A 24,042-nucleotide genomic window follows, 5' to 3' on the forward strand; every position below is an offset into this window, starting at 1 on the left:
GCTGGATGGTCATCGCGGAAGTTCATGCGGGTCCGTCGGTGTCAGGGCCACCGCCTAGACTGGTAATCACCATGGATATGTTGTTTGACCCGTACGCGGATGGCCCTTTCAAAGCTGCAAGCACAGCTGCCACCAAGGCCGCTCCGGCCATGCTTTCGCACGCCGGAAGCGGTTCTGCGCCCGGAAGTTCCGCGCCCGGAAGTTCTGTGTCCGGAAGTTCTGTGCCCGGCGGTGGTGTGTCCTGGGGTGGGACGCACGACGGCGGGCAGGACCGGGGCCACTCGGGCTTGCCTTCCGAGGGGGCATTGCTCGAAGGGTTGAACCCCCAGCAGGAGGAGGCCGTCAAACATGCCGGCAGCCCCTTGCTGATCGTGGCCGGAGCGGGTTCCGGCAAAACCCGCGTGCTGTCGAACCGTATTGCGTACCTGATCGCCACCAGGCGGGCCCACCACGGCGAGATCCTGGCCATCACCTTCACGAACAAGGCGGCCGCGGAAATGCGGGAACGCATCGAAGCCCTGGTCGGTGCCCGCGCCAAATCAATGTGGATCTCCACGTTCCACTCCTCTTGCGTGCGCATCCTGCGCCGCGAAGCCGCCAACGTGGGCCTGAACTCCAACTTCTCCATTTACGACTCCGCGGACTCCCTGCGGCTCATTACGCTCGTAGCCAAGAACCTGGACCTTGACCCCAAGAAGTTCGCGCCCAAAGCGATCCAGCACAAGATCTCGGCACTCAAGAACGAGCTCATCGACGCCGACGATTTCGCGTCGGCAGCCAACCACAACGAGCCGTTCGAACAGGCCGTTGCCGAGGTCTTCAAGGGCTACACCCAGCGCTTGCGGCAGGCCAATGCGATGGACTTCGACGACCTCATCGCGCAGACCGTCTACATGTTCCGCGCCTTCCCCGCGCTCGCAGAGTCCTACCGCCGTCGATTCCGTCACGTCCTCGTCGACGAGTACCAGGACACCAACCACGCCCAGTACGCATTGGTCCGCGAAATCGTCGGCGAGGGTCCCCAGGCGAGCGAGCTGACCGTCGTCGGCGACTCCGACCAGTCCATCTACGCGTTCCGCGGTGCGGACATCCGCAATATCGTCGAATTCGAGAAGGACTACCCGGAAGCCCGCACCATCAAGCTGGAGCAGAACTACCGTTCCACCCAGAACATCCTGAGCGCGGCGAACTCCGTTATTTCGCGAAACCCCAACCGCCCGGACAAGAAACTCTGGACGGCCGAGGGCGACGGCGAAAAGATCATCGGCTACGTGGGGGAGAACGAGCACGACGAAGCCCAGTTCATCGCCAAGGAAATCGACCGGCTCCAGGACGAGGAAGGCCTGCGTCCCGGCGACGTCGCGGTCTTCTACCGCACGAACGCCCAGTCCCGCTCCATTGAGGACGTCCTGGTCCGCGTGGGCCTGCCGTACAAAGTGGTGGGAGGCACCCGCTTCTACGAACGCAAGGAAATCAAGGACGCCCTCGCGTACCTTCGGGTCCTGGTGAACCCGGACGACGACGTCAATTTGCGTCGCGTCCTCAACGAACCCAAACGGGGGATCGGCGATCGTGCCGAAGGTGCCGTGGCCGCGCTTGCCGAACGCGAACGCACGTCGTTCATGGCTGCGGCACGCAAGGCGGACCAAGCTCCCGGCATGGCCACCCGCTCGGTGAACGCCGTTCTGGGGTTCGTGAAACTCCTGGATGACCTGGCCGAGGTGGCGTCGGGTTCCGGCGCCGCGGCAGCCTTGGAGGCCGTACTGGAACAGACGGGGTACCTTGCCGGGCTCCGCGGCAGCACCGATCCGCAAGACGAATCCCGTGTGGAAAACCTCGCCGAGCTGGTGGCAGTGGTCCGTGAATACGAGCGCGACAACCCCGAAGGCTCACTGGGTGAGTTCTTGGAGCAAGTCTCCCTCGTAGCCGACGCCGACCAGATCCCGGACGCTCCGGAGGGATCCTCCGAAGACGCTGCGGCCGCCGTCGCAGAGGCCAAGCGGATGGGCGTGGTCACGCTCATGACCCTCCACACCGCCAAGGGCCTGGAATTCCCCGTGGTCTTCCTGACAGGCATGGAACACGGGCTCTTCCCGCACCAGCGTTCCGCGACGGATCCAAAGGAACTGGCGGAAGAGCGTCGCCTGGCCTATGTTGGCCTGACCCGTGCCCGGAAACGCCTCTACGTGACCCGCTCCGAAGTACGCAGCATGTGGGGCCAGAGCCAATACAACCCTGCCAGCCAATTCCTCGAAGAGATCCCCACCGGCCTCGTGGAATGGAAGCGCGAGGGCACCTCCCGCCAAGTGGGCGCCTGGGGCAATGCCACCATCGGGTCCGGGCGCTACGGCGGCTCCTTCTGGGGGGCAGGAACATCGCGCGGCGCTGCAGCAAGCACTACGGCGGGCTTCAACGCCGACGTGCCGGCCGCCGTCGTACGCAATCGTGTCCAGCCGCAAAAGGAAGTGATCGCCGTCGTCGTGGGGGACAGAGTGAACCACACGAGCTTCGGCAACGGCACCGTGATCGGCGTCGAAGGCGCCGGTGACAAGACGGTCGCGAAGGTGAAGTTCGACGTCGGCGAGAAGCGGCTGCTGCTGCGTTACGCGCCGCTGACCAAACTGGATTCCTAGCGGCTGATAGGCCGGAAATCCGCGTCATGTAGGGGTTTTTCTACGGTCGATAGAACTGTGTGCTTACTCACTTAACAGGTACTGTAGAACCGGCTGGCCTCCCCGGGGGGCTAAAGTTCGAGAGGAACTTGCGCAATGTGACCGGCTGCCTGGCGGCCGTTCGATGCGCACCTATCCGCAGCCGGTTTTCGCGGTCACCGTGGTTTCCGGCTGTACAGAAACTACTTCGACGTAGAAGGACACTAAACCGTGGACCTGTTTGAATATCAGGCGCGCGATATGTTCGAAGCGCACGGTGTACCCGTGCTCGCCGGCATCGTGGCGCACACTCCTGAAGAAGCAAAGGCTGCTGCCGAGAACATCGGCGGCGTGACCGTCGTCAAGGCGCAGGTAAAGGTCGGTGGCCGTGGCAAGGCCGGCGGTGTCAAGGTCGCAAAGACCGCCGACGAAGCGCTTGAGCACGCCACCAACATCCTGGGCATGGACATCAAGGGCCACACCGTCAACAAGGTCATGATCGCCCAGGGCGCCGACATTGCTGAGGAATACTACTTCTCCGTCCTGCTGGACCGGGCCAACCGCAACTACCTGGCCATGTGCTCGGTAGAAGGCGGCATGGAAATCGAGCAGCTTGCCGTAGAGCGCCCTGAGGCACTTGCCAAGGTCGCCATCGATCCCGCTGTCGGAATCGACCAGGCCAAGGCCGACGAAATCGTCGCCGCTGCTGGTTTCTCCGAGGAACTGCGCGGCAAGGTCGCTTCCGTCATCCTGAAGCTCTGGGACGTCTTCAAGAAGGAAGACGCAACCCTCGTTGAGGTCAACCCCTTGGTCAAGACCGGCGCCGGCGACATCGTCGCCCTCGACGGCAAGGTTTCACTGGACGAGAACGCGAGCTTCCGCCACGTTCACCACAGTGAACTTGAGGACAAGGACGCAGCTGACCCGCTCGAGGCAAAGGCCAAGGCGCAGGACCTCAACTACGTGAAGCTTGACGGCTCGGTTGGCATCATCGGCAACGGCGCCGGTCTTGTGATGTCTACCCTCGACGTCGTTGCTTACGCAGGCGAAAACCACGGCAACGTGAAGCCGGCCAACTTCCTGGACATCGGCGGCGGAGCCTCCGCTGAGGTCATGGCCGCCGGCCTGGACGTCATTCTCGGCGACGAGCAAGTCAAGAGCGTTTTCGTGAACGTCTTCGGTGGAATCACCGCGTGTGACGCTGTGGCCAAGGGCATCGTCGGTGCACTGGCCGAGCTCGGCTCCAACGCGAACAAGCCGCTGGTTGTCCGTCTCGATGGCAACAACGTCGAAGAGGGCCGCCGCATCCTCGCCGAGGCCAACCACCCGCTGGTTACCCTGGCAGCCACCATGGACGAGGGCGCCGACAAGGCCGCCGAACTCGCCAACGCAGCTAAGTAAGGGACGCAGGACTATGTCTATCTACCTCAACAAAGACTCCAAGGTCATCGTCCAGGGCATCACCGGCGGCGAAGGCACCAAGCACACCGCCCTGATGCTCAAGGCCGGCACCAACATCGTCGGCGGCGTCAACGCCCGCAAGGCAGGCACCACGGTGCTGCACGGCGACAAGGAAATCACCGTCTTCGGCACCGTCAAGGAAGCCATCGCGGAAACCGGCGCCGACGTCTCCATCGTCTTCGTTCCGCCGGCATTCACCAAGGCCGCCGTGGTTGAAGCCATCGAAGCGGGCATCGGCCTGGTTGTCGTCATCACCGAAGGCGTCCCGGTTCAGGACTCCGCCGAGTTCTGGGCACTCGCCCAGGCTACGGTCGACGCCGACGGCAAGCAGATCACCCGCATCATCGGCCCGAACTGCCCCGGCATCATCACCCCGGGCGAAGCCTTGGTTGGCATCACCCCGGCAAACATCACGGGCAAGGGCCCCATCGGCTTGGTCTCCAAGTCCGGTACCTTGACCTACCAGATGATGTACGAACTGCGCGACCTCGGCTTCTCCACCGCCATCGGCATCGGCGGCGACCCCATCATCGGCACCACCCACATCGACGCCCTGGCCGCGTTCGAGGCTGACCCGGAGACCAAGGCGATCGTCATGATCGGCGAAATCGGTGGCGACGCCGAAGAGCGCGCAGCCGACTTCATCAAGGCCAACGTCACCAAGCCGGTTGTCGGCTACGTTGCAGGCTTCACCGCTCCCGAGGGCAAGACCATGGGCCACGCCGGCGCCATCGTCTCCGGCTCTGCGGGTACGGCCCAGGCCAAGAAGGAAGCCCTCGAAGCCGCAGGCGTGAAGGTCGGCAAGACGCCGTCTGAGACCGCAAAGCTGCTCCGCGAGGTTTTCGCGAGCCTCTAGGACCCTCAACAGGGCCCACGGACGCGAGGGACCTTCGCGAGCTCGCGAGCGGCCGGAGCGTCCGGGGACTTGACGGCGCCCGTCACCTTCCATGTGAAGGTGACGGGCGCCGTCGTCGTTTCTCCGACGCTCGGTCACGTCCGGCGGTCTTTCCATCGACGCTCGGTCACGTCCGGCGGTCTTTCCATCGACGCCGTTCACATCTAGTGAGCGGGCGTCGGCGTTTAAGGCCGGATATGTGAGCGAGCGTCGGCGTTTAAGGCCGGATATGTGAGCGGGCGTCGGCGTTTAAGGCCGGATATGTGAGCGGGCGTTGGCGCGGGCTCCGAGCAAAGGCTTGTGGCGCTATTCCTGTATTTGTTAGTATGTCAGGACAAACTACTCAAGGAGAGCAGATGCCCCTCGTCCGCATTGATGTCAATGAAGGCCGCACGCCAAGCCAGCTCGGGGACCTCAGCAAGCGAGTCCACGATGCGATCCTCGCCGAATACGGCATCCCGGAGCGCGATTACTTCCACATCATCACCGAGCATCCCGTTGGTCAGATTGTTGCGCAGGATGCCGGGCTCGGCTTCGAGCGAAGTTCCGACGTAGTCATGATCCAGATTTTTACCCAGGGCGGGCGGGCTCGTGAAGCGAAGCAGTCCTTGTATGCCGCCATTGCCGCCCGGCTTAGCGAGATTGGTATCGCTGGCGAGGATGTTTTCCTGGGCTACGTCGAAAACACTGCCGAGGATTGGTCCTTCGGCTTTGGCCGCGCCCAGTATGTCACTGGCGAGCTCGCGGTTCCTGCTCAGTAACTCCCGCGGTTTGGGGCGGATTCCGGCCCAAACTGCCCCGAAGTTAGCTCGCTACGTTTCGTTGTAAATATGTCAGTACAAACCTTTGACAGGACATGAATTCTGGGGCAAAGTAGTGGTTGTGGCCCCGCTCACTGCGGGCCGGCAAAGGCACCGGAGCTCTCCCCGTCGCGCAAGAGTTCACTAAAGAAAGGTCCGCGATCACCGTGACCCACGAACTGCTCACTATCGGGCGCATCAGCGTTGATATCTACCCGAACGACATCGGCGTGGGACTGGAGGATGTGCAGTCCTTCGGCAAGTACCTGGGTGGCTCGCCGTCCAACGTGGCCGTCGCCGCAGCCCGCCACGGCCGCCGTTCCGGCGTGATTACGCGTACCGGTGACGACCCATTCGGCATCTACCTGCACCGCGAGCTGCGCAAGTTCAAGGTCGACGACGCTTTTGTCACCCCGGTGCCTGGCCTCCAGACCCCGGCCACGTTCTGCGCGATCCAGCCCCCGCACGACTTCCCGCTGTACTTCTACGGCCGTTTCCCGACGGCGCCGGACCTGCAGATCAAGGCCGAGGAACTGGACCTCGAAGCCATCAAGGACGCCGGCATCTTCTGGTCCACCGTTACCGGGCTCTGCCAGGAGCCCAGCCGCTCCGCCCACCTCGCAGCCCATGAAGCCCGGCCGCGCGCCGGCCTGGGCGAGGGCCAAGACACCATCCTGGACCTGGACTACCGGCCCATGTTCTGGGCGTCCGAGGATGAGGCCCGGGCAGAGGTGGCCAAGATCCTGCCGCACGTCACCGTGGCCATCGGCAATGACAAGGAATGTGCCGTTGCCGTGGGCGAAGGAACGCCGGACGAGCAGGCCGACCGCCTGCTGGCCGCCGGCGTCGAGATCGCCGTCGTCAAGCTCGGCCATGAAGGCGTCATGGCCAAGACGCGCACCGAACGCGTTGTCTCCGCTCCGGTCCCCGTGGAAACTGTCAACGGGCTCGGCGCGGGGGACTCCTTCGGCGGCGCCTTCTGCCATGGCCTGCTCTCCGGCTGGCCTTTGGCCCGGATCCTGGACTACGCCAACGCCGCCGGCGCGATCGTCGCCTCCCGCCTCTCCTGCGCCGACGCGATGCCGACGCCGGAGGAGGTCACCTCCTTGCTCATCGAACGCGGCCGCCTGGCCCCGGAGGGGACCCCGGCGGCCTCCCACTCAACAGTTTCCGAAGGAGCAGCACGTTGAGCTTCAATGATGACCCCCGCCGTTATGAGCACCTCAGTGCGATCCGGCTTGAAGATCCCGACGCCGTTGCCCGCGCCGCCGCCGCACGTCGCCGCCACCCTGGCCTGAAGTACGGGACGCAGAACTTCATCGTGGCCGCCGACCACCCGGCCCGGGGCGCCCTGAGCGTCGGTGCTGATCCGGTGGCCATGGCGGACCGCCGCACCCTGCTTGACCGGCTGCTCCTCGCTTTGGCGAACCCCGCCGTCGACGGCGTCCTCGCGTCACCGGACATCATGGATGATCTGCTCCTGCTCGGCGCGCTCGAGGGCAAGCTGGTCTTCGGCTCGATGAACCGCGGCGGCCTCGCCGGGCTGGTCAACGAAATCGACGACCGTTTCACGGGCCACACCGCAGCCGCCCTGGAGGCCCTTGGCGCCGACGGCGGGAAGATGCTCACCCGGATCTGCCTCGGGGACCCGGACACGGCGTCGATCCTGGAAGCCACGGCCAAAGCGGTGGACTCCCTCGCCGAGCGCAAGCTCATCGCGATGGTGGAGCCCTTCCTGTCCGTCCGTGAGGCAAACGGCAAGGTCCACAACGATCTTTCCCCGGACGCCGTGATCAAGTCGGTCGCGATTGCGCAGGGCCTGGGTTCCACGAGCGCCTACACCTGGATGAAGCTCCCGGTCGTGGCCGAGATGGAACGTGTGATGGCCGCGACCACGCTGCCCACCGTCCTGCTGGGCGGGGATCCCGACGCAGGCCAGGATGAGGTCTTTGCCAGCTGGCAGGCCGCGCTTGCCCTGCCGGGAGTCCAGGGATTGACTGTGGGACGGACCCTTTTGTATCCGGCCGACGGGGATGTGGCCGGTGCCGTGGCTACCGCCGCTTCGCTATTGAAGACACCAGAGCCATTGAAGACACCAGAGCCACTGAAGACACCAGAGCCGCTGAAGACACCTGCGAAAGTATCGGAGTAAGAGTTATGTCAACGCGCAGAATGACGGTTGCCCAGGCGGTTGTCGAGTTCCTGTCCAAGCAGTACACGGTGGACACCGTCGGCGGGAACGAATATCGGGAGCGCCTGATCCCGGGCACCTTCGGGATCTTCGGCCACGGCAACGTCGCCGGCGTAGGCCAGGCCCTCAAGCAGTACCAGGCCCAGGACCCGAGCCTCATGCCGTACTACCAAGGCCGCAACGAGCAGGCCCAGGCGCACCAGGCAGTCGGCTACGCCCGGCACACCCGCCGCCGGCAGACGTTTGCGATCAGCACCTCGATCGGCCCGGGTTCCTCGAACCTGCTGACGGGTGCGGCGCTGGCCACCACCAACCGGCTGCCGGTCCTGCTCCTGCCCAGCGATACCTTCGCGACCCGCGCGGCGGACCCGGTGCTGCAGCAGTTGGAGCTGCCTTACGCCTATGACATCACGGTCAATGACGCCTTCCGTCCGCTCTCGAAGTTCTTCGACCGGGTATCCCGCCCCGAGCAGTTGTTCTCCGCGTTCCATCACGGCCTGCGCGTCCTCACGGACCCGGCCGAGACCGGCGCGGTGACCATTTCGCTGCCGCAGGACGTCCAAGCCGAGGCCTTGGACGTGCCCGAGGAGTTCCTCGCCGAGCGTGAGTGGCGGATCCGCCGCCCCGAGGCCGACGACGACGATATCCGCCGTGCCGCCGACGCGATCCGGGCGGCCAAGCGTCCGCTCATCATTGCCGGCGGCGGCGTCCTGTACGCTTTCGCGAACGAGGAACTCGCCAAGTTTGCTGAGCTGACCGGCATACCGGTCGGCAACACCCAGGCCGGCGTCGGTGTGCTGCCGTGGGACCACCGGTTCTCGCTCGGTGCCATCGGCTCCACGGGCACGACGGCGGCGAACGCCATCGCTGCCGAGGCTGACCTGATCATCGGCATTGGTACCCGTTACGAGGACTTCACGACGGCGTCGCGCACTGCTTTCCAGAACCCGGACGTGAAGTTCGTGAACATCAACGTCGCCCCGATCGACGCGTACAAGCACGGCACCGCGCTGCCGATCGTGGCCGACGCCCGCAAGGCCCTCGTCAAACTGAACCAGGCGCTCGGCGGCTACCGTGTCGGCGCGGACCTCGAGCAGAAGATCGCGGCCGAGAAGACACGCTGGAACGGCATCGTGGACGAAGCCTTCGACACCCGCCACACGCCGCTCCCGGCCCAGAACGAGATCATCGGCGCCACCAACCGGGCGATGGACGAGCAGGACGTTGTCATCTGCGCCGCCGGTTCCCTGCCGGGCGACCTGCACAAGATGTGGCGCGTCCGGGACCCGTTCGGCTACCACGTCGAATATGCCTACTCCTGCATGGGCTACGAGATCCCCGGTGGCCTGGGCGTCAAGCGCGCCGCGTTGGCCGAGGCCGCAGCGGGCGGCAAGGACCGCGACGTCGTGGTCATGGTGGGGGACGGCTCCTACCTGATGATGCACACCGAACTGGTCACCGCCGTCGCCGAACGCATCAAACTGATCGTGGTCCTGATCCAGAACCACGGCTACGCCTCCATCGGCTCGCTCTCCGAATCCCTGGGCTCGCAGCGCTTCGGCACGCAGTACCGCGTCCTGGACAAGGAACAGCACTCCTTCGACGCCGGCGAGCACCTGCCCATCGACCTGGCCCTCAACGCCGAGTCCCTCGGAGCGAAGGTGATCCGGATCGAACCGGGGGAGAAGGTCATCGCCGAACTCGAACAAGCCATCCGCGACGCGAAAGCGGCCCCGGAAGAGACCGGGCCGATCGTCATCCACGTCGAATCGGATCCCCTGCTGGACGCACCGAGCTCCGAATCCTGGTGGGATGTTCCCGTCTCCCAGGTCTCCGAACTCGAATCGACCAAAAAGGCCTTCGAAACCTACATCGACCACAAATCCCGCCAGCGCAAGCTGCTCGGCTAGACCACCAAGCTACAGACAAGGAAGTCCGCACATGTCGACGACGACCACCCTGACCACCATCAACCATTTCATCAACGGTGTTGAAACTGCCGGCGCGGGCGATCGCAGCCAATCGGTCTACAACCCGGCCACCGGGTCGGTCTCCGCCCAGTTGCGGCTGGCCAACCGGGAAGACCTGGACGCCACGGTCGCGGCCGCGAAGGCCGCTGCGGAGAAATGGGGCGACATCTCCCTGGCCAAGCGCACCGCCGTGCTGTTCAAATTCCGTGAGCTCGTCGCCTCCCATGTGGACGAACTCGCTGCCTTGATCACCGCTGAGCACGGCAAGGTCCTTTCCGATGCGAAGGGCGAGATCGGCCGCGGACTGGAAGTCGTCGAATTCGCCTGCGGTATCCCGCAGCTGCTCAAGGGCGACTACTCGGACCAGGTCTCCACCGGCATCGACGTCTTCTCCTTCCGTGAGCCGCTCGGCGTCGTCGCGGGAATCACCCCGTTCAACTTCCCTGTCATGGTGCCGCTGTGGATGGCACCGATGGCGATCGCGACCGGCAACGCGTTCATCCTCAAGCCCTCCGAACGGGACCCTTCCGCCTCGATGCTGCTCGCGAAGCTATGGAAGGAAGCCGGCCTGCCCGACGGCGTGTTCCAGGTCCTGCACGGCGACAAGGAAACGGTCGACGGCCTCCTGACGCACCCGGACGTGGACGGCATCTCCTTCGTTGGCTCCACCCCGATCGCCCAGTACGTCCACGAAACCGCCACCAAGCACGGCAAGCGGGTCCAGGCGTTGGGCGGGGCGAAGAACCACGCGATCGTCATGCCCGACGCCGATCTGGACAACGCCGCCGACCACCTGGCCGCTGCCGCGTTTGGTTCCGCCGGCGAACGCTGCATGGCCATCTCGGTCGCGGTCGCCGTCGGCGATGCCGCCGATCTGCTGGTCAAGAAGGTCGAGGAACGCGCCCTCGCCGTGAAGGTCAAGAACGGCACCGAGCCCGACGCCGAGATGGGCCCGGTCATCACCCCGGCCTCCAAGGAACGCATCGTGCGGATCGTCACCGAAGCCGAAGCCGCGGGAGCAGCGATGGTGGTGGACGGCCGCGACCTCGTAGTCCCCGGCCACGAGGAGGGCTTCTGGGTAGGCCCCACCGTGATCGACCACGTCAAGACCGAAATGAGCGCCTACACCGAGGAAATCTTCGGACCCGTCCTGGTGGTGGTCCGGGTGGAAGACCTGGACGCAGGGATCAAGCTCATCAACTCCAACCCCTACGGCAACGGCACCGCCATCTTCACCTCCTCCGGCGCCAACGCCCGCAAGTTCCAGCGTTCCGTCACCGTGGGCATGGTGGGGATCAATGTGCCGCTGCCCGTGCCCGTGGCCTACCACTCTTTCGGCGGCTGGAAGGCCTCGCTGTTCGGCGACAAACACATCTACGGTCCCGAAGGTGTCTCCTTCTACACCCGTGGCAAGGTGGTCACCTCCCGCTGGCCGGAACCAACCCACGCGTCCGGCGCATCCTACAATTTCCCCTCCAACTGAGGAGCCCGCAATGACAGAGAACAAACTCATCATCGGCACAGCCCCGGACTCGTGGGGCGTGTGGTTCGCGGACGACCCCAAGCAGACGCCGTGGGAGCGCTTCCTCGATGAGGTAGCCGAGTCGGGCTACAAGTGGATCGAGCTCGGCCCCTACGGCTACTTGCCGAACGACCCCACCCGCCTCGCCGAGGAACTCAAGCAGCGCGACCTGAAGGTCACCGCAGGAACTGTCTTCACGGCCTTCCACCGCGGGGCCGCACAGTACGAGGAAGCATGGGAGCCCGCGCGCAAGGTTGCCGAACTGACCGCTGCCATGGGCGGCGAACATATCGTGGTCATTCCCGCGATGTGGCGCGACGACGTGACCGGCGAGGCAGTGGAGAGCGGGGAGCTCTCCCCTGAACAGTGGAACGACCTGTTTGCCGGACACAACCGCATGGGTAAAGTGCTGTTGGACGACTTCGGCCTGAAGCAGCAATTCCACTCCCATGCAGATTCGCACGTCGGCGCACAGGCTGATATCGAGCACTTGCTCGCCGAGACCGATCCCCAATACCTGAACCTGTGCTTGGACACGGGGCACGCGGAATACTGCGGAGCGTCCAGCCTGGAACTGATCAAGAACTACCCGGACCGCATCGGCTACCTGCATTTGAAGCAGATCAACCCGGACGTCCTGAGGAAAGTCAACGAGGAAAACATGACGTGGGCGGCAGCCAACCTGGCCGGCGTCATGACGGAACCGCCGGGCGGCCTGCCGGATCTTCGCGCCGTCATCGAGGCCGTTGAAGGACTTAACCGGCCGATCTTTGGCATTGTGGAACAGGACATGTACCCCGTGGCCTTCGACGTTCCGATGCCCATCGCCAAGCGCACCCGCAACTACCTGCTTTCGTGCGGCTCCCGCACTGCCGTCAACTAGCTAAGGACAGAACATTGACTGACATTCTCCGCGTGGCCGTCATCGGCGCAGGTCGCATGGGCGCCGACCACATCAAGCGGCTCAGCACCCGCATCCACGGCGCCGAAGTGGCCGCCGTCGTCGACGTCGACCTCTCCCGCGCGCAGGCCGCCATCGCAGGGATCGACGGCGCCGTCGCCCTCGCCAGCGCCGACGAGGCCCTCAACAACGGCGACGTCAACGCCGTCCTGATCGCCACACCGGGATTCCTGCATGAGGAAATCCTGTACAAGGCACTCGAGAAGGACTTCCCCATCCTCTGCGAGAAGCCGCTGACACCGGATGCCGAAAGCGCCTGGAAGGTTGTCCAGGCAGAAACGGCACTCGGCCACAAGCGCATCCAGGTGGGTTTCATGCGCCGTTTCGACGCCGAATACGCAGCCCTGGGCTCGATGATCCGCGATCGTGAACTCGGCGAGCTGCTCATGCTGCACCACCAGCACCGCAACCCGGACACCCCCGCGGGCTTCACCAACGAGATGCTCATCAATGACTCCGTGGTCCATGAGTTCGATGCCATCCGTTTCTTCACCAGCGAGGAAATCACCTCCGTGCAGGTCCGCCTGGGCAAGGCGACCCGCAACGCCCCCAACGGCCAGCACGATCCCCAGCACGTCCTGATCGAGACCGAGTCCGGCGTCCTGGCCGACGTCGAAATCTATGTGAACGCCAAGTTCGGCTACGAAGTCGCCACCCAGGCGTCCTTCGAGGACGGCATTGTGAGCATCGGCGGCGACGGCGGTCCTTACGTCCGCAGCGCCGGCCGCTGGGGCGGCAAGGTCACCCCCGGTTTCGAAGAGCGCTTTGGTGCCGCGTACGACGTCGAGGTCCAGGCTTGGGTGGACGCCGCCCGCCGCGGCGAAATCGGCGGTCCCACGGCCTGGGACGGCTATGCCACCGCCGCTTGCTGCGAAGCGGGCGTCGAGGCACAGAAGTCGGGCGAAAAGGTCGCGGTACAGCTCAATACCAAGCCTGAACTGTACAAGCCTGAACTGTAAAACTAGGAGTGACCTTGAAGATTGCCCTCGATCCCACCCCGTTCCACCACAGCCACAGCCTGCTGGAGTTTCCGCGGCTGGCCGCCGATCTTGGCTACGAATACCTCCAGTTGACCCCGCACGCCGACTTCATCCCGTTCTTCAACCACCCCAAGGCCGACGACGAGCTGGTGGGCCAGCTGAAACGGGCCTGCAAGGACGCCGACGTCGGGATCGCCTCGGTGCTTCCCGTCCTGCGTTGGTCCGGGCCGGACGAAGACGCACGTGAGGCCGCAGTCCGTTATTGGAAGCGCGCCATCCAGATCACGGTCGATCTCGGCGTGCAGACCATGAACACGGAATTCAGCGGCCGCCCGGAGAAGGCAGAGGAGTCCGAAAGGGCGTTCTACCGCTCCATGGAAGAGCTGCTTCCTATCATTGAGCGCGAGGGCCTGGACGTACTGATCGACCCGCACCCGGACGACTTCGTCGAAGACGGACTCGCCGCTCTCCGGGTCATTCGTGGCGTGAACTCACCCAATATCGGCATGGTCTATGTTGCTTCGCATACCTTCCACATGGGCAATAGGCCGTTGGAGATCATGCGTGCCGCGGGGGACAAGCTCCGCTTGGTCCACGTGTCCGACACCATGGACCACCACGCCTCGCACGGTTTGCGCTACATCACCAACCCGCCGGGCAATGCTGTCCGGGTGCACCAGCACCTCAAGATCGGCGACGGCGACGTCAACTGGGACGAGTTCTTCGGCGGCCTCAAGGGCATAGGCTTCCTGGACAAGGACAACACCGTCATGGTTTCCAGCGTCTTCGCCGAGGACGACAATGCCGACGAAGTTTCCCGCTACCAGCTGGAGACGATGCACCAGTACATCCGCAAAGTTGGCGAATAGTTACGAACTTGTTGACAGATAAGGTCCCCTAAGAATGCTCTTAGGGGACCTTATCCTTGCTGTGCGCCCTCCGGAGTTTGCTAGGCCGTCGCGTTCAGCGACCCAGCCAGCGAGGCGGCAAGGGCTGCATCCGCGTCCCGCAGCACCTTGGCCGCCACTTCGAGGCCTTCGATCCGGCCGAGGGAGACGTCTTCATGCTCAATATTGACCAACATGTCCGGGTCCACGTCATGCAGGGCGCGGAGGAACTCGGTCCAGTAGGCAGTATCGTGCCCGCGTCCGAGGGCAACGAAGTCCCACGCTGAATTCCTGGGCCACTCGTTGGCCCACTCGTCGCCGCCGAGGTTGGTGCGGTGCTCCTCGGGGGAGAGCCGGCGGAAGCTGTTGTCGAGGACGCCGTACAGGGCGGCGTTCGCCGGGTTGATGCGGACGTCCTTCGCGGCTGCTTGGAAGACCAAGGAGCCCAGTTCGCGGACCACGGCCACGGGATCCATTTGCTGCCAGAACAAGTGCGAGGCGTCCAGCTCGACGCCTACATGGGTTGCTCCCGTGAGCTCGATGAGTTTGCGCACGTCGGCGGTGTTGAACACGACGTTCTGGGGGTGCAGCTCGAGGGCTACCTTGACGCCATGGTCAGCGGCAAGGCGGTCGGTCTCACGCCAGAACTTCGCCGCGACGTCCCATTGGTAATCCAGCACATCCAACGCCGCGGAGTTCCAGGCGTTGACGATCCAGTTCGTCACGGTCGCGCCGGGCTCGCCTCCGGGCAGGCCTGACATGGTCACCACCCGGTCCTGGCCGAGGCGTTCCGCGAGCCGGATGGAGCGGCGGATGTCCTCGGCATGCTTCTCGCCGATCCCGGGCTTCGGGTGCAACGGGTTGCCATTGCAGTTAAGGCCCGCAATCGCGACGCCGGTCCCCTCGAACAGACCCAGGTAGTCGTCCCGCGCGGCATCCGAAACCAGGATGTCGTCCATGGTGGGCACGTGGACGGCGGGCAAGAAGCCGCCCGTGTTGATTTCGATACCGGTCAGGCCCAGGTCCGCGATGACCTTGAGGGCCTCGGGAAGCGGCCTGTCGTGCAGGATTGCGTTGTAGACACCGAGTTTCATAGCGTGATGGTCTTTCCGTTGCTGAGGGCGGATTCCGTGACAGCGCCGAGCAGTTCCATGTTGCGGACGCCTTCGTCGAACGTCGCGCAGCGGGGGAGGGACTCGGCCTCTGGGAGGCCGGCAACCTCTTCGAGGAACGCTCGGGCCTGGTAGCCGAAGGCGTCGTTCTGGCCGAAGCCGACTTCGGGGGCATCCATCGCGAGGCCGCCGGCGATGTAGGGGTGGCCCGGTCCGAGGTGGACCTGGCGGTAGCCGTTCTCGTTGCCCGAGCCGTCGTTGAGGTACAGCTGGATTTCGGAGGGACGGCGCTGGTCGAACTTCGCCGCGCCGTTTTCGCAGAACACTTCGAAATTGAGGCCGTTTGCGTGGCCGGCCGCAACGCGGGAGACCTCGAAGCTGCCGGCGCCGTTTTCGAACTCTGCGGAGAACGCGGCGTAGTCGTCGTTTTCGACAGCCTCGAAGGTGTCACTCACCTCTGCGTGGTCGTGTCCCATGACGGCAGTGAGCGGGAGCGGTCGCTTGTCGATGACGGTGCTCAGCCGGCCGCCGCTGATGGACTTGATGTCCCCGCAGAGAAACTCGGAAACATAGGCCAGGTGGCTTCCGACGTCGGCAAGTGCGCCGGAACCGGGGCCGCCCTTGTAGCGCCAGCTCATGGGAGCAGCCGGGCTGAACCCGTAGTCCGTCCAGTAACGGCCGCTGAAGTGCAGCACCTTGCCGAGGACGCCGGTGCGGATCAATTCGCGGATGTAGGCAATGCCGGGCGTGCGGCGGAAGGTGAAGCCGATGCGCGCGATGCTGGAAGCGCTGCGGGCTGCCTCGGCCATGGCACGGGCATCCTCGAGGGAATCGCTCAGCGGCTTCTCGCAGAGGACGTGCTTGCCTGCGGCCAGAAGCCCCTCGACCACCTCGCGGTGGAGGGAATTGGCGATGACCACGCTGACGACGTCGATATCGTCTGCTTCTGCGATCGCCTGCCACGAGGTGTCATTGCGTTCGTAGCCGAATCGTCTGGCGGCGAGGGATCCGAACTCCGCGTTCACGTCGCCGATCGATACGAGGCGGACCGGCGGAAGCACGGGGCGGTAAAGGGCAGACGCTGTGCGGTAGGCCGCCGCGTGTGCCTTGCCGGCCATTCCTGCGCCGATGACGGCGACCCCTAGGCTCTCAGCCATTGATTTCTCCTTCGAAATTCAGCCGGGGTGCCGAACACCCTTTCGGCATTTTGGAGCGCTACAATTTAGCACTGGACTCACAGCCTATTTATGTGAGTATGTCCTGTCAATGCTTTTCTGAGTGCTCGTGACAGCGGAAGAGAGAGGTTTCAGACCTATGAGCGAAGCACGCACCAAAAGCCGCCGTCCTACGATCTATGACGTTGCCAAGCGTGCCGGCGTCTCGCCGTCGTTGGTGTCTCTTGTCCTCCAGGCGCCGGCAAGGGTCAGTGACAAGCGCCGCGAAGCCGTCCAGGCGGCCATGTCGGAGTTGGGGTACCGGCCGAGCCGGGCCGCGACCACGCTCGCGAGTAACCGGACAAAGAGCATCGGCTTGGTGATCGACGACTACCGGAACCCCTGGTTCGTGGACCTCCTGAGGGGCATGGAGTCCGTCCTCTCCGACCTTGGCTACCACGTCATGCTGGCCGATTCCCGGCCTGGCGAGAACCGCATCAAAGAAGCCACGGACGGCCTCCTGGCCATGCATGTGGACGCGCTCGTCATCGCCGCGGAACCCAGCGAAACCATGCTTGCCGGGGCTGGAGTTCCGACGGTGGTGGCCGGGTGGCGCAAGGGGGTACCAAGCGGCGCCGACCTGTTGACCAACGACGACGACCGCGGAGGCGGCATGGCCGCCAACCACTTGCTGGGGCTGGGTCATACCCGGATCGGCCATCTCTCAGGGTCCGACGGCGCGTCGGACCACCGGCGCGCCGGCTTCCGGCAGCAGATCCAGGCGTCCGGCGTCGAACTCCTGATCGCGGAGTCCGAGGGCACTTCGGAGGAAGATGGCTACGCCGCCGCCTCGTGGCTCCTGGAACACCATCCGGATACGACCGGGATCTTCGCGGCAAACGACACCATGGCCGTGGGCGCATTCGCTGTGCTCAAGGCGCGCGGGCTGAGCGTGCCTCATGACATTTCGGTGATCGGCTATGACAACTCACTGTTGGCTAAGTCGAAATACCTGGACATCACCTCCGTCGACAACCGCAGCGACCTGCTCGGGGTTGACGTGGCGCGCAGGCTGCTCGCCAGGATCGAGGATCCCGGGCTCAGGCCCGAGCGCACCTTGATTGATCCTGTCCTCGTCGTTCGCTCGACGACAGGGCGTGCGGCTCGCTAAGAGCGTCATCAAACGCTTTCTTCACGTAAAAACATCCTAATGTCAGGACAAAGTATTGACATATGTGAGGCCAGTCACCATGATCTGTGTAGAGGGCTTTGAGCTCCTGCAGAGTGGCAGGGCCGCAACCCCTATCGAAGGAGATAAATCGTGAAGAAGTTTTCCTGGCGGAAAGCGGCCCTTGTGGCGGCCGTCGTTCCGATGATGGCTCTCAGCGCTTGTTCCAGCCAAGGCGGGAAGCCGGCTGACAGCGCCAACGCCGCCGGAGGAGGACAAGCCGTCAGCACTCCGCGCATGAAGGTGGCCCTCATTACGCACGCCGCTGCAGGCGATACATTCTGGGACATCGTCCGCAAGGGCGCTGAGGAAGCGTCCGCGAAGGACAATGTTGACCTCCTCTACACCAACGACCCCGAAGCCGGGCGCCAGGCCCAGCTCGTCCAGCAGGCCATCGACCAGAAGGTTGACGGCATCGCTGTCACCCTCGCTACTCCGGATGCCCTCAAGGATGTGCTCAAGAAGGCCGAGGATGCCGGTATTCCGGTAGTAAGCCTCAACGCCGGCGAAGGGGTCTCGGCACAGCTCGGAGCATTTACGCACTTCGGCTCCAACGAGAAGCTCGCCGGCGAAGCCGTCGGTACAAAGCTCGCTTCCCAGGGCTTCAAGCACCCCGTCTGCGTGATCCAGCAGCAGGGCCACGTGGGCCTTGAAGCTCGGTGCGCAGGCGTGAAGGAAAAGGTCCCCGGCACGGAGATCCTCTACGTGAACGGCCAGGACATGACCTCGGTCCAGTCGACCGCGACCGCCAAGCTCCAGGCTACGAAGGACGCCGACGTTATCATCGGCCTCGGTGCGCCGATCACCCTGACGCTCCTCAAGTCCGTCACTGACGCCAGCAGCTCGGCCAAGGTTGCCAGCTTCGACTTGAACGCGGACCTCGCCCAGAAGATCGTTGACGGCTCCGTCCTTTTCACCGTTGACCAGCAGCCGTGGCTCCAGGGTTACATGTCCGTTGATGCCCTCTGGCAGGCCAAGCGCGGTGGCTTCAAGCTTGGCGGTGGCCAGCCCGTGCTGACCGGCCCCACCATCGTCGATAAGTCCAACGCTTCCGACGTCCTCAAGTTCGCCCAGCAGGGCGTCCGCTAGATCCAGGAATCTGGCCGTGCGGTGGGTGACCGCCGCACGGCCTGACCAACAAGGAGTTTTCCATGGCAAGCACAGCAACCCTGCCGCCGGCACCGGCTTCGGCCCCCGGGCCGCGTGGGGACGAGCGGATCGGACGCCGCAGTCCTGTCCAGAAGTTCTTGGCAAGGCCCGAAGTCGGCGCCTTGGTGGGAGCCGTTGTCCTCTTCATTTTCTTCGCATCGGTGTCCCAGACCTTCACGCAGCCCAACGCGCTCGCTACCGTGCTGTACGGTTCCTCGACGATCGGGATCATGGCGGTGGGTGTGTCGCTGCTGATGATCGGTGGCGAGTTTGATCTCTCCACCGGTGTGGCCGTGATCAGCTCCGCACTCACGGCTTCCCTGTTCAGCTGGAATTTCTCCCTCAACGCCTGGGTCGGCGTCGTGCTGGCCCTCGTTGTTTCGCTCGGGATCGGATTCATCAACGGGTGGATCCTCGTCAAGACGAAACTTCCCAGCTTCATCGTTACGCTGGCGACGTTCCTCATGCTCACTGGTTTGAACCTGGCACTGACCCGCCTGATCGGGGGCAGCGTGTCTTCCCCGTCGATTTCCAAGCTGGACGGTTTCGATTCGGCGCACGCGGTGTTCGCGTCCTCGATCAGTATCGGCGGGGTCGAGGTGAAGATCACCGTGTTCTTCTGGATTGTGCTGGTCCTTATCGCCTCGTGGGTGTTGTTGCGCACGAAGGTGGGCAACTGGATCTTCGCTGTCGGCGGGGATGCAAACGCTGCGCGGGCCGTGGGCGTTCCGGTGACGAAGACCAAGATCGGTCTTTTCATGGCCGTGGGATTCTGCGGCTGGCTCCTGGGCATGCACAACTTGTTCGCCTTTGACGCCGTGCAGTCCGGCGAGGGCGTGGGCAACGAGTTCCTTTACATCATCGCCGCGGTGATCGGCGGGTGCCTGCTCACCGGTGGCTACGGTTCGGCCGTGGGCGGAGCGATCGGTGCGTTCATCTTCGGCATGGCCAACAAGGGCATCGTGTACGCGCAGTGGAACCCGGACTGGTTCAAGTTCTTCCTGGGCCTGATGCTCCTGCTGGCCACCATCGTGAACCTCATCGTCAAACGCCGCGCAGAGCTCAAGTAGAAGGGGCGGACAAAACAATGAACGCCAAACAGATCGATCAGCAGACCCTGCTCCGGGACGAGAAGGACCCACTGACCCATACCCCCGTGCACCTGCTCTCCCTTGACGGGGTCGGAAAGCATTACGGGAACATCATCGCCCTGCGCGATGTGACCATGGCCGTGGACAACGGCCGCGTCACCTGCGTCCTGGGGGACAACGGCGCCGGCAAATCCACGCTGATCAAGATCATCGCCGGCCTGCACCAGCACGACGAAGGCACGCTGCACGTCATGGGCGATGAGCGGAAGTTCAACTCGCCCCGGGACGCCCTGGACGCCGGGATCGCTACGGTCTACCAGGACCTGGCCGTGGTTCCGTTGATGCCGATCTGGCGCAACTTCTTCCTTGGCTCGGAACTGACCACCGGGTTCGGGCCGTTCAAGAGCATGGATGTCCAGAAAATGAAGGACATCACCCTGAAGGAACTGGCGGCGATGGGCATCGACCTGCGCGATGTGGAACAGCCCATCGGCCAGCTCTCCGGAGGTGAACGCCAGTGCGTGGCAATCGCGAGGGCCGTGTATTTCGGGGCGAAGGTCCTGATTCTGGACGAACCCACCGCTGCGCTGGGCGTCAAACAGTCCGGCGTCGTGCTCCGATACATCCTGCAGGCGCGCGACCGGGGCCTGGGCGTCATCTTCATTACCCACAACCCGCACCACGCCTTCCCTGTCGGAGACCGGTTCCTGTTGCTCAAGCGCGGGAAGTCGATCGGCTACTACGACAAGAAGGACATCACCCTGGACGAACTCACCGCCCAGATGGCCGGCGGCGCCGAACTGGCAGAACTCGCCCACGAACTCGAACAACTCGGCGGGCACACCGAAGCCCTCAAGGAAGTCAAGGCCGAAGTCGCCGGGGTCGCTGACACCTCCAAGGAAAGCAGCCCGCGGCACGCGTAGGCAAGGGCGCGCCGTTTGTTGTACTGACTATCGAAAGGACAGGCCCGTGGCCTACATCGAACAGCATTCAGCCGGACTTCCCACGCCCGTGCGGCTGGGCCTCATTGGCTCCGGTTGGATGGGCGCGTTCCACGGCGAGAGCATTGCCCGGCGCGTACCCGGAGCGGTCCTCGCCGCAATCGCGGATCCCAACCTGGACTCGGCGTCGTCCGTTGCCGCGGAGCTTGGAACCGCAAAGGTCACCGCCGAAGCTGCGGATATCCTGGCCGATCCGGAGATCGACGCCGTGATCATCGCGAGCCCGGCACGGTTCCATGCTTCCCTCATCGCCCAAGCCGCGGCCGCCGGCAAGCACGTCTTCTGCGAAAAGCCCGCCGCGCAGAGCCTCGACGAGCTCGACGCCGCCCTGCAAGCCGTCGAAGCCGCCGGGGTACATTTCCAGATCGGCTTCAACCGACGCTATGCGCTGGACTTCCAGGCAGCCAAGAAGGATCTCGCCGAGGGAGTGGTGGGCGTGCCCCAGCTCCTGCGTTCACTGACCAGGGATCCGGGCACCGGGAGCATCGGGCACGCAGCCAGGATCCCGGCGTGGACGATCTTCCTGGAAACCCTCATCCACGATTTCGACACCCTGAACTGGTTCAACGAAGGCGCCGAGCCCGTCGAGGTCTATGCCGTCGCCGACGCGCTCGTGGAACCGGGCCTGCGCGATCAAGGGTTCCTGGACACCGCCGTGGTCACCATCCGCTACAGCAATGGTGCGCTGGCCGTGGCCGAAGCGAACTTCAGCGCTCTCTATGGCTATGACGTCCGGGGCGAAGTCTTCGGTTCCAAGGGCATGGTGCAGGCCGGACGAGCCACGGAAACTGCAGCTGTGCGTTACACCGCAGAGGGCGTCTCTGCCGACACTCCCAGGCTCAACGTGGAATTGTTCCGCGACGCCTACACCGACGAGCTCGTGGACTTCGCGTCGGCAGTCCGCGCGCGCCGCGATGGCACGCTGCCGCCGTCGGGCGCTTTCACCCTCACCCCGGGAGCCGCTGACGCACGGCGCGCCCTCGCGGTGGCCCTAGCCTGCATCGAGTCGGTCCAGCAACGCGGACCGGTGCCGGTGCCCAACGTTTCAAGCGACAGTAAGGCCGGTGTCTGATGCGGCTGGCCGTCTGCGCGGAGATGGTCTTTACGGAGCTGCCGTTCCTCGAACGGGTGCGCCGGATCCACGAGGCCGGGTTCGACGTCGAGCTCTGGGACTCGAGGAGCAAGGACATTGCGGCACTCAAGGCGAGCGGCGCGGTCTTTTCCTCCATGACCGGCTACACCTCCGGGAGCCTGGTTGACGCGGACACCGCCGATGACGTGGTGAGGACGGCCGAAACGCTGATTCCGACCGCGCTGGAGCTCGGCGTCAGCCGCATGGTGGTGCACTCGGCGGAGCTGGTCGACGGAAAAGCAGCCCGTCCCGTCTATCGCTCCAACGGCAGCATGTGGATCACGGGTGCACGGACCTTGGAGCGCCTCGGCGCCCTCGGGGAAAAGCACGGGGTGACGTTCTGCCTGGAGAATCTCAACACCGTGTTGGACCACCCGGGAATTCCGCTGGCCCGTGCCAAGGACACCTTGGCGCTGGTGGAGGCGGCCGCACACCCCAATGTGAAGATGATGCTGGATCTGTACCACGCGCAGCTGGGGGAGGGGAACCTCATTGAGCTGGTCCGCACCGCCTTGCCGCACATCGGCGAGATCCAGGTGGCCGACGTCCCGGGGCGCTGCGAGCCGGGCACAGGCGAAATCAACTACCGGGCCGTGGCCAAGGCGCTCGTGTCTGCCGGCTATGAAGGCACGGTCGGCATGGAGGCTTGGTCCAGTGGCGACGACATGGAGGCGCTTGAGGCGTTCCGCCAGGCCTTCACGCCAGAGGACGAGGCATCCGCGGGCACAGCCCGGAACAGTTCAGCTTTTTCAACGGAGGTAGCCCTATGAAGGACGTCGTTCTCGGGTTGGTTGGCGTAGGGCGGATCGGCGTCATGCACGCCAATAACATCGCCGCCCTCAACGGGGAATTGAAGGCCCAAGGTATCAACGTCGCGCTGCGGCTCACGGATGTCGCTGAAGAACACGCCCGTAACGTGGCGGCCGGCCTCGGCGCCGGATTCCTGCCGACGGTGGATGCCTTGATCGCCTCCGGAGTGGATGGACTGGTCATCGCGACCGGTACGGGCACCCATCCGGAACTGATAAAAGCGGGAGTTGACGCCGGTATCCCGGTGTTCTGCGAGAAACCCGTCGCCATGAATGTGGCGGATTCCCTGCCGGTGCTGGAACATATCCGTGCCAACGATGGTGTGGTGCAGATCGGGCACCAGCGTCGCTTCGATGCCGGTTACCTCGAGGCCAAGCGCGCCTACCAAGCGGGCGAGCTCGGCTGGATCCACTCGCTGCGGGCCGTGACTTGCGACATGACGCCGCCGCCTGTTGAGTTCCTGGCAACGTCCGGCGGGTTGTTCCGAGATTGCTCGGTCCACGACTTCGACATTCTGCGCTGGCTGACCGGCCGCGAGATCGTGGAGGTCTATGCCAAGGGTTCCAACAACGGTGATCCGGCCATCGGCGAAGTCGGGGATGTGGATACGGCCTTGGCTTTGGTCACGTTCGACGACGGGACGGTTGGCACAGTGTCCGCCACCCGCTACAACGGTGCGGGGCACGACGTCCGCCTCGAAATCCAGGGCTCCAAGCGTTCCCTCATGGTGGGCCTGGACGACAGGACAGCCATGGAGTCGGCAGAGGCAGGGATCGCTTTCCCGTCCGGGGAACCGCATAAGACCTTCGCTGAACGCTTCGACCAGGCCTACCGCTCGGAAATGGCGGCCTTCGTTGAACTGGTCCTGGGCCAGCGGGAAAACCCGTGCACACCGGAGGACGCCGTGGCGGCTTCCCGTGTGGCGGATGCCGCGCAGGAATCGCTGATGAGCGGGGCTCCAGTCAAGGTAGCGCTGGTGACCGCCTAACACCTCGAAGTTTGCTACGGATAATGCCCCTTGAACCCGGGTTCAAGGGGCATTATCCG

At 64.3% G+C, this 24,042-nt stretch carries 20 protein-coding genes; 18 read left to right on the forward strand and 2 right to left on the reverse strand.

Annotated features, from left to right (window positions below; all coding sequences use genetic code 11):
* The first annotated feature begins 71 nt into the window (after window positions 1–71).
* The 11 genes from pcrA to J2S96_RS04475 all read left to right on the forward strand — a co-directional run bounded on the left by pcrA (window position 72) and on the right by J2S96_RS04475 (window position 14,300).
* Window positions 72–2,633 (forward strand): DNA helicase PcrA, encoded by a 2,562-nt coding sequence (gene pcrA / locus J2S96_RS04425; protein ID WP_306860303.1) that lies wholly within the window; start codon window positions 72–74, stop codon window positions 2,631–2,633.
* A gap of 249 nt (window positions 2,634–2,882) precedes the next feature.
* Window positions 2,883–4,052: an ADP-forming succinate--CoA ligase subunit beta gene (sucC, locus tag J2S96_RS04430; protein ID WP_306860305.1), complete on the forward strand. Its 1,170-nt coding sequence runs from the start codon at window positions 2,883–2,885 to the stop codon at window positions 4,050–4,052.
* Between the two features lie 13 nt (window positions 4,053–4,065).
* Entirely contained in the window at window positions 4,066–4,968 is a 903-nt protein-coding gene (gene sucD / locus J2S96_RS04435) for a succinate--CoA ligase subunit alpha (RefSeq protein ID WP_306860307.1), read from the forward strand.
* Window positions 4,969–5,363: 395 nt separating this feature from the next.
* Window positions 5,364–5,768, forward strand: coding sequence for a tautomerase family protein (locus J2S96_RS04440; protein WP_306860309.1), 405 nt, complete (start codon window positions 5,364–5,366; stop codon window positions 5,766–5,768).
* A 206-nt stretch (window positions 5,769–5,974) separates the two neighbouring features.
* Window positions 5,975–6,997, forward strand: a complete 1,023-nt coding sequence (gene iolC, locus J2S96_RS04445; RefSeq protein WP_306860311.1) for a 5-dehydro-2-deoxygluconokinase — start codon at window positions 5,975–5,977, stop codon at window positions 6,995–6,997.
* Window positions 6,994–7,959, forward strand: coding sequence for a Cgl0159 family (beta/alpha)8-fold protein (locus J2S96_RS04450; RefSeq protein ID WP_306860313.1), 966 nt, complete (start codon window positions 6,994–6,996; stop codon window positions 7,957–7,959). The genes iolC and J2S96_RS04450 overlap by 4 nt, the downstream gene beginning before the upstream one ends.
* Window positions 7,960–7,979: 20 nt before the next feature.
* Window positions 7,980–9,908 (forward strand): 3D-(3,5/4)-trihydroxycyclohexane-1,2-dione acylhydrolase (decyclizing), encoded by a 1,929-nt coding sequence (gene iolD, locus J2S96_RS04455; protein WP_306860632.1) that lies wholly within the window; start codon window positions 7,980–7,982, stop codon window positions 9,906–9,908.
* A gap of 31 nt (window positions 9,909–9,939) precedes the next feature.
* A complete protein-coding gene (locus J2S96_RS04460) occupies window positions 9,940–11,451 on the forward strand; it encodes a CoA-acylating methylmalonate-semialdehyde dehydrogenase (protein ID WP_306860315.1) in 1,512 nt (503 codons plus the stop codon).
* 10 nt (window positions 11,452–11,461) lie between these two features.
* On the forward strand, window positions 11,462–12,373 hold the full coding sequence (locus J2S96_RS04465; RefSeq protein ID WP_306860317.1) for a sugar phosphate isomerase/epimerase family protein: 912 nt from the start codon (window positions 11,462–11,464) through the stop codon (window positions 12,371–12,373).
* A 14-nt stretch (window positions 12,374–12,387) separates the two neighbouring features.
* Window positions 12,388–13,410 (forward strand): Gfo/Idh/MocA family protein, encoded by a 1,023-nt coding sequence (locus J2S96_RS04470; RefSeq protein ID WP_306860320.1) that lies wholly within the window; start codon window positions 12,388–12,390, stop codon window positions 13,408–13,410.
* 14 nt (window positions 13,411–13,424) lie between these two features.
* A complete protein-coding gene (locus tag J2S96_RS04475; RefSeq protein ID WP_306860322.1) occupies window positions 13,425–14,300 on the forward strand; it encodes a sugar phosphate isomerase/epimerase family protein in 876 nt (291 codons plus the stop codon).
* A gap of 80 nt (window positions 14,301–14,380) precedes the next feature.
* Here J2S96_RS04475 and J2S96_RS04480 read toward each other — a convergent pair whose 3' ends face one another.
* Together J2S96_RS04480 and J2S96_RS04485 are read right to left on the reverse strand one after the other, a co-directional pair.
* On the reverse strand, window positions 14,381–15,412 hold the full coding sequence (locus tag J2S96_RS04480; RefSeq protein ID WP_306860324.1) for a sugar phosphate isomerase/epimerase family protein: 1,032 nt from the start codon (window positions 15,410–15,412) through the stop codon (window positions 14,381–14,383).
* The gene (locus J2S96_RS04485) at window positions 15,409–16,587 is read right to left on the reverse strand and encodes a Gfo/Idh/MocA family protein (protein WP_306860326.1); all 1,179 of its coding nucleotides are present in this window, start codon (window positions 16,585–16,587) and stop codon (window positions 15,409–15,411) included. The genes J2S96_RS04480 and J2S96_RS04485 overlap by 4 nt, the downstream gene beginning before the upstream one ends.
* 157 nt (window positions 16,588–16,744) lie before the next feature.
* Here J2S96_RS04485 and J2S96_RS04490 point away from each other — a divergent pair, with 157 nt between their 5' ends.
* The 7 genes from J2S96_RS04490 to J2S96_RS04520 all read left to right on the forward strand — a co-directional run bounded on the left by J2S96_RS04490 (window position 16,745) and on the right by J2S96_RS04520 (window position 23,983).
* Window positions 16,745–17,755: a LacI family DNA-binding transcriptional regulator gene (locus tag J2S96_RS04490; RefSeq protein WP_306860328.1), complete on the forward strand. Its 1,011-nt coding sequence runs from the start codon at window positions 16,745–16,747 to the stop codon at window positions 17,753–17,755.
* 150 nt (window positions 17,756–17,905) lie between these two features.
* Complete coding sequence (locus J2S96_RS04495) at window positions 17,906–18,901, forward strand: substrate-binding domain-containing protein (protein ID WP_306860330.1); 996 nt, start codon at window positions 17,906–17,908, stop codon at window positions 18,899–18,901.
* A 62-nt stretch (window positions 18,902–18,963) separates the two neighbouring features.
* Complete coding sequence (locus tag J2S96_RS04500; protein ID WP_306860332.1) at window positions 18,964–20,031, forward strand: ABC transporter permease; 1,068 nt, start codon at window positions 18,964–18,966, stop codon at window positions 20,029–20,031.
* A gap of 17 nt (window positions 20,032–20,048) precedes the next feature.
* Window positions 20,049–20,975 carry an ATP-binding cassette domain-containing protein gene (locus tag J2S96_RS04505; RefSeq protein ID WP_306860334.1) on the forward strand — a complete coding sequence of 309 codons (927 nt, stop codon included), beginning with the start codon at window positions 20,049–20,051 and terminating at the stop codon, window positions 20,973–20,975.
* Between the two features lie 46 nt (window positions 20,976–21,021).
* Window positions 21,022–22,125 carry a Gfo/Idh/MocA family oxidoreductase gene (locus J2S96_RS04510; RefSeq protein ID WP_306860336.1) on the forward strand — a complete coding sequence of 368 codons (1,104 nt, stop codon included), beginning with the start codon at window positions 21,022–21,024 and terminating at the stop codon, window positions 22,123–22,125.
* Window positions 22,125–22,955 (forward strand): TIM barrel protein, encoded by an 831-nt coding sequence (locus tag J2S96_RS04515; protein WP_306860338.1) that lies wholly within the window; start codon window positions 22,125–22,127, stop codon window positions 22,953–22,955. Before J2S96_RS04510 ends, J2S96_RS04515 begins: the two co-directional genes overlap by 1 nt.
* Window positions 22,952–23,983, forward strand: coding sequence for a Gfo/Idh/MocA family oxidoreductase (locus J2S96_RS04520; RefSeq protein WP_306860340.1), 1,032 nt, complete (start codon window positions 22,952–22,954; stop codon window positions 23,981–23,983). Before J2S96_RS04515 ends, J2S96_RS04520 begins: the two co-directional genes overlap by 4 nt.
* Window positions 23,984–24,042 lie beyond the last annotated feature (59 nt).

Origin of the sequence: Arthrobacter bambusae, assembly GCF_030812595.1 — a bacterium.
Taxonomy (GTDB): Bacteria; Actinomycetota; Actinomycetes; order Actinomycetales; family Micrococcaceae; genus Arthrobacter; species Arthrobacter bambusae_B.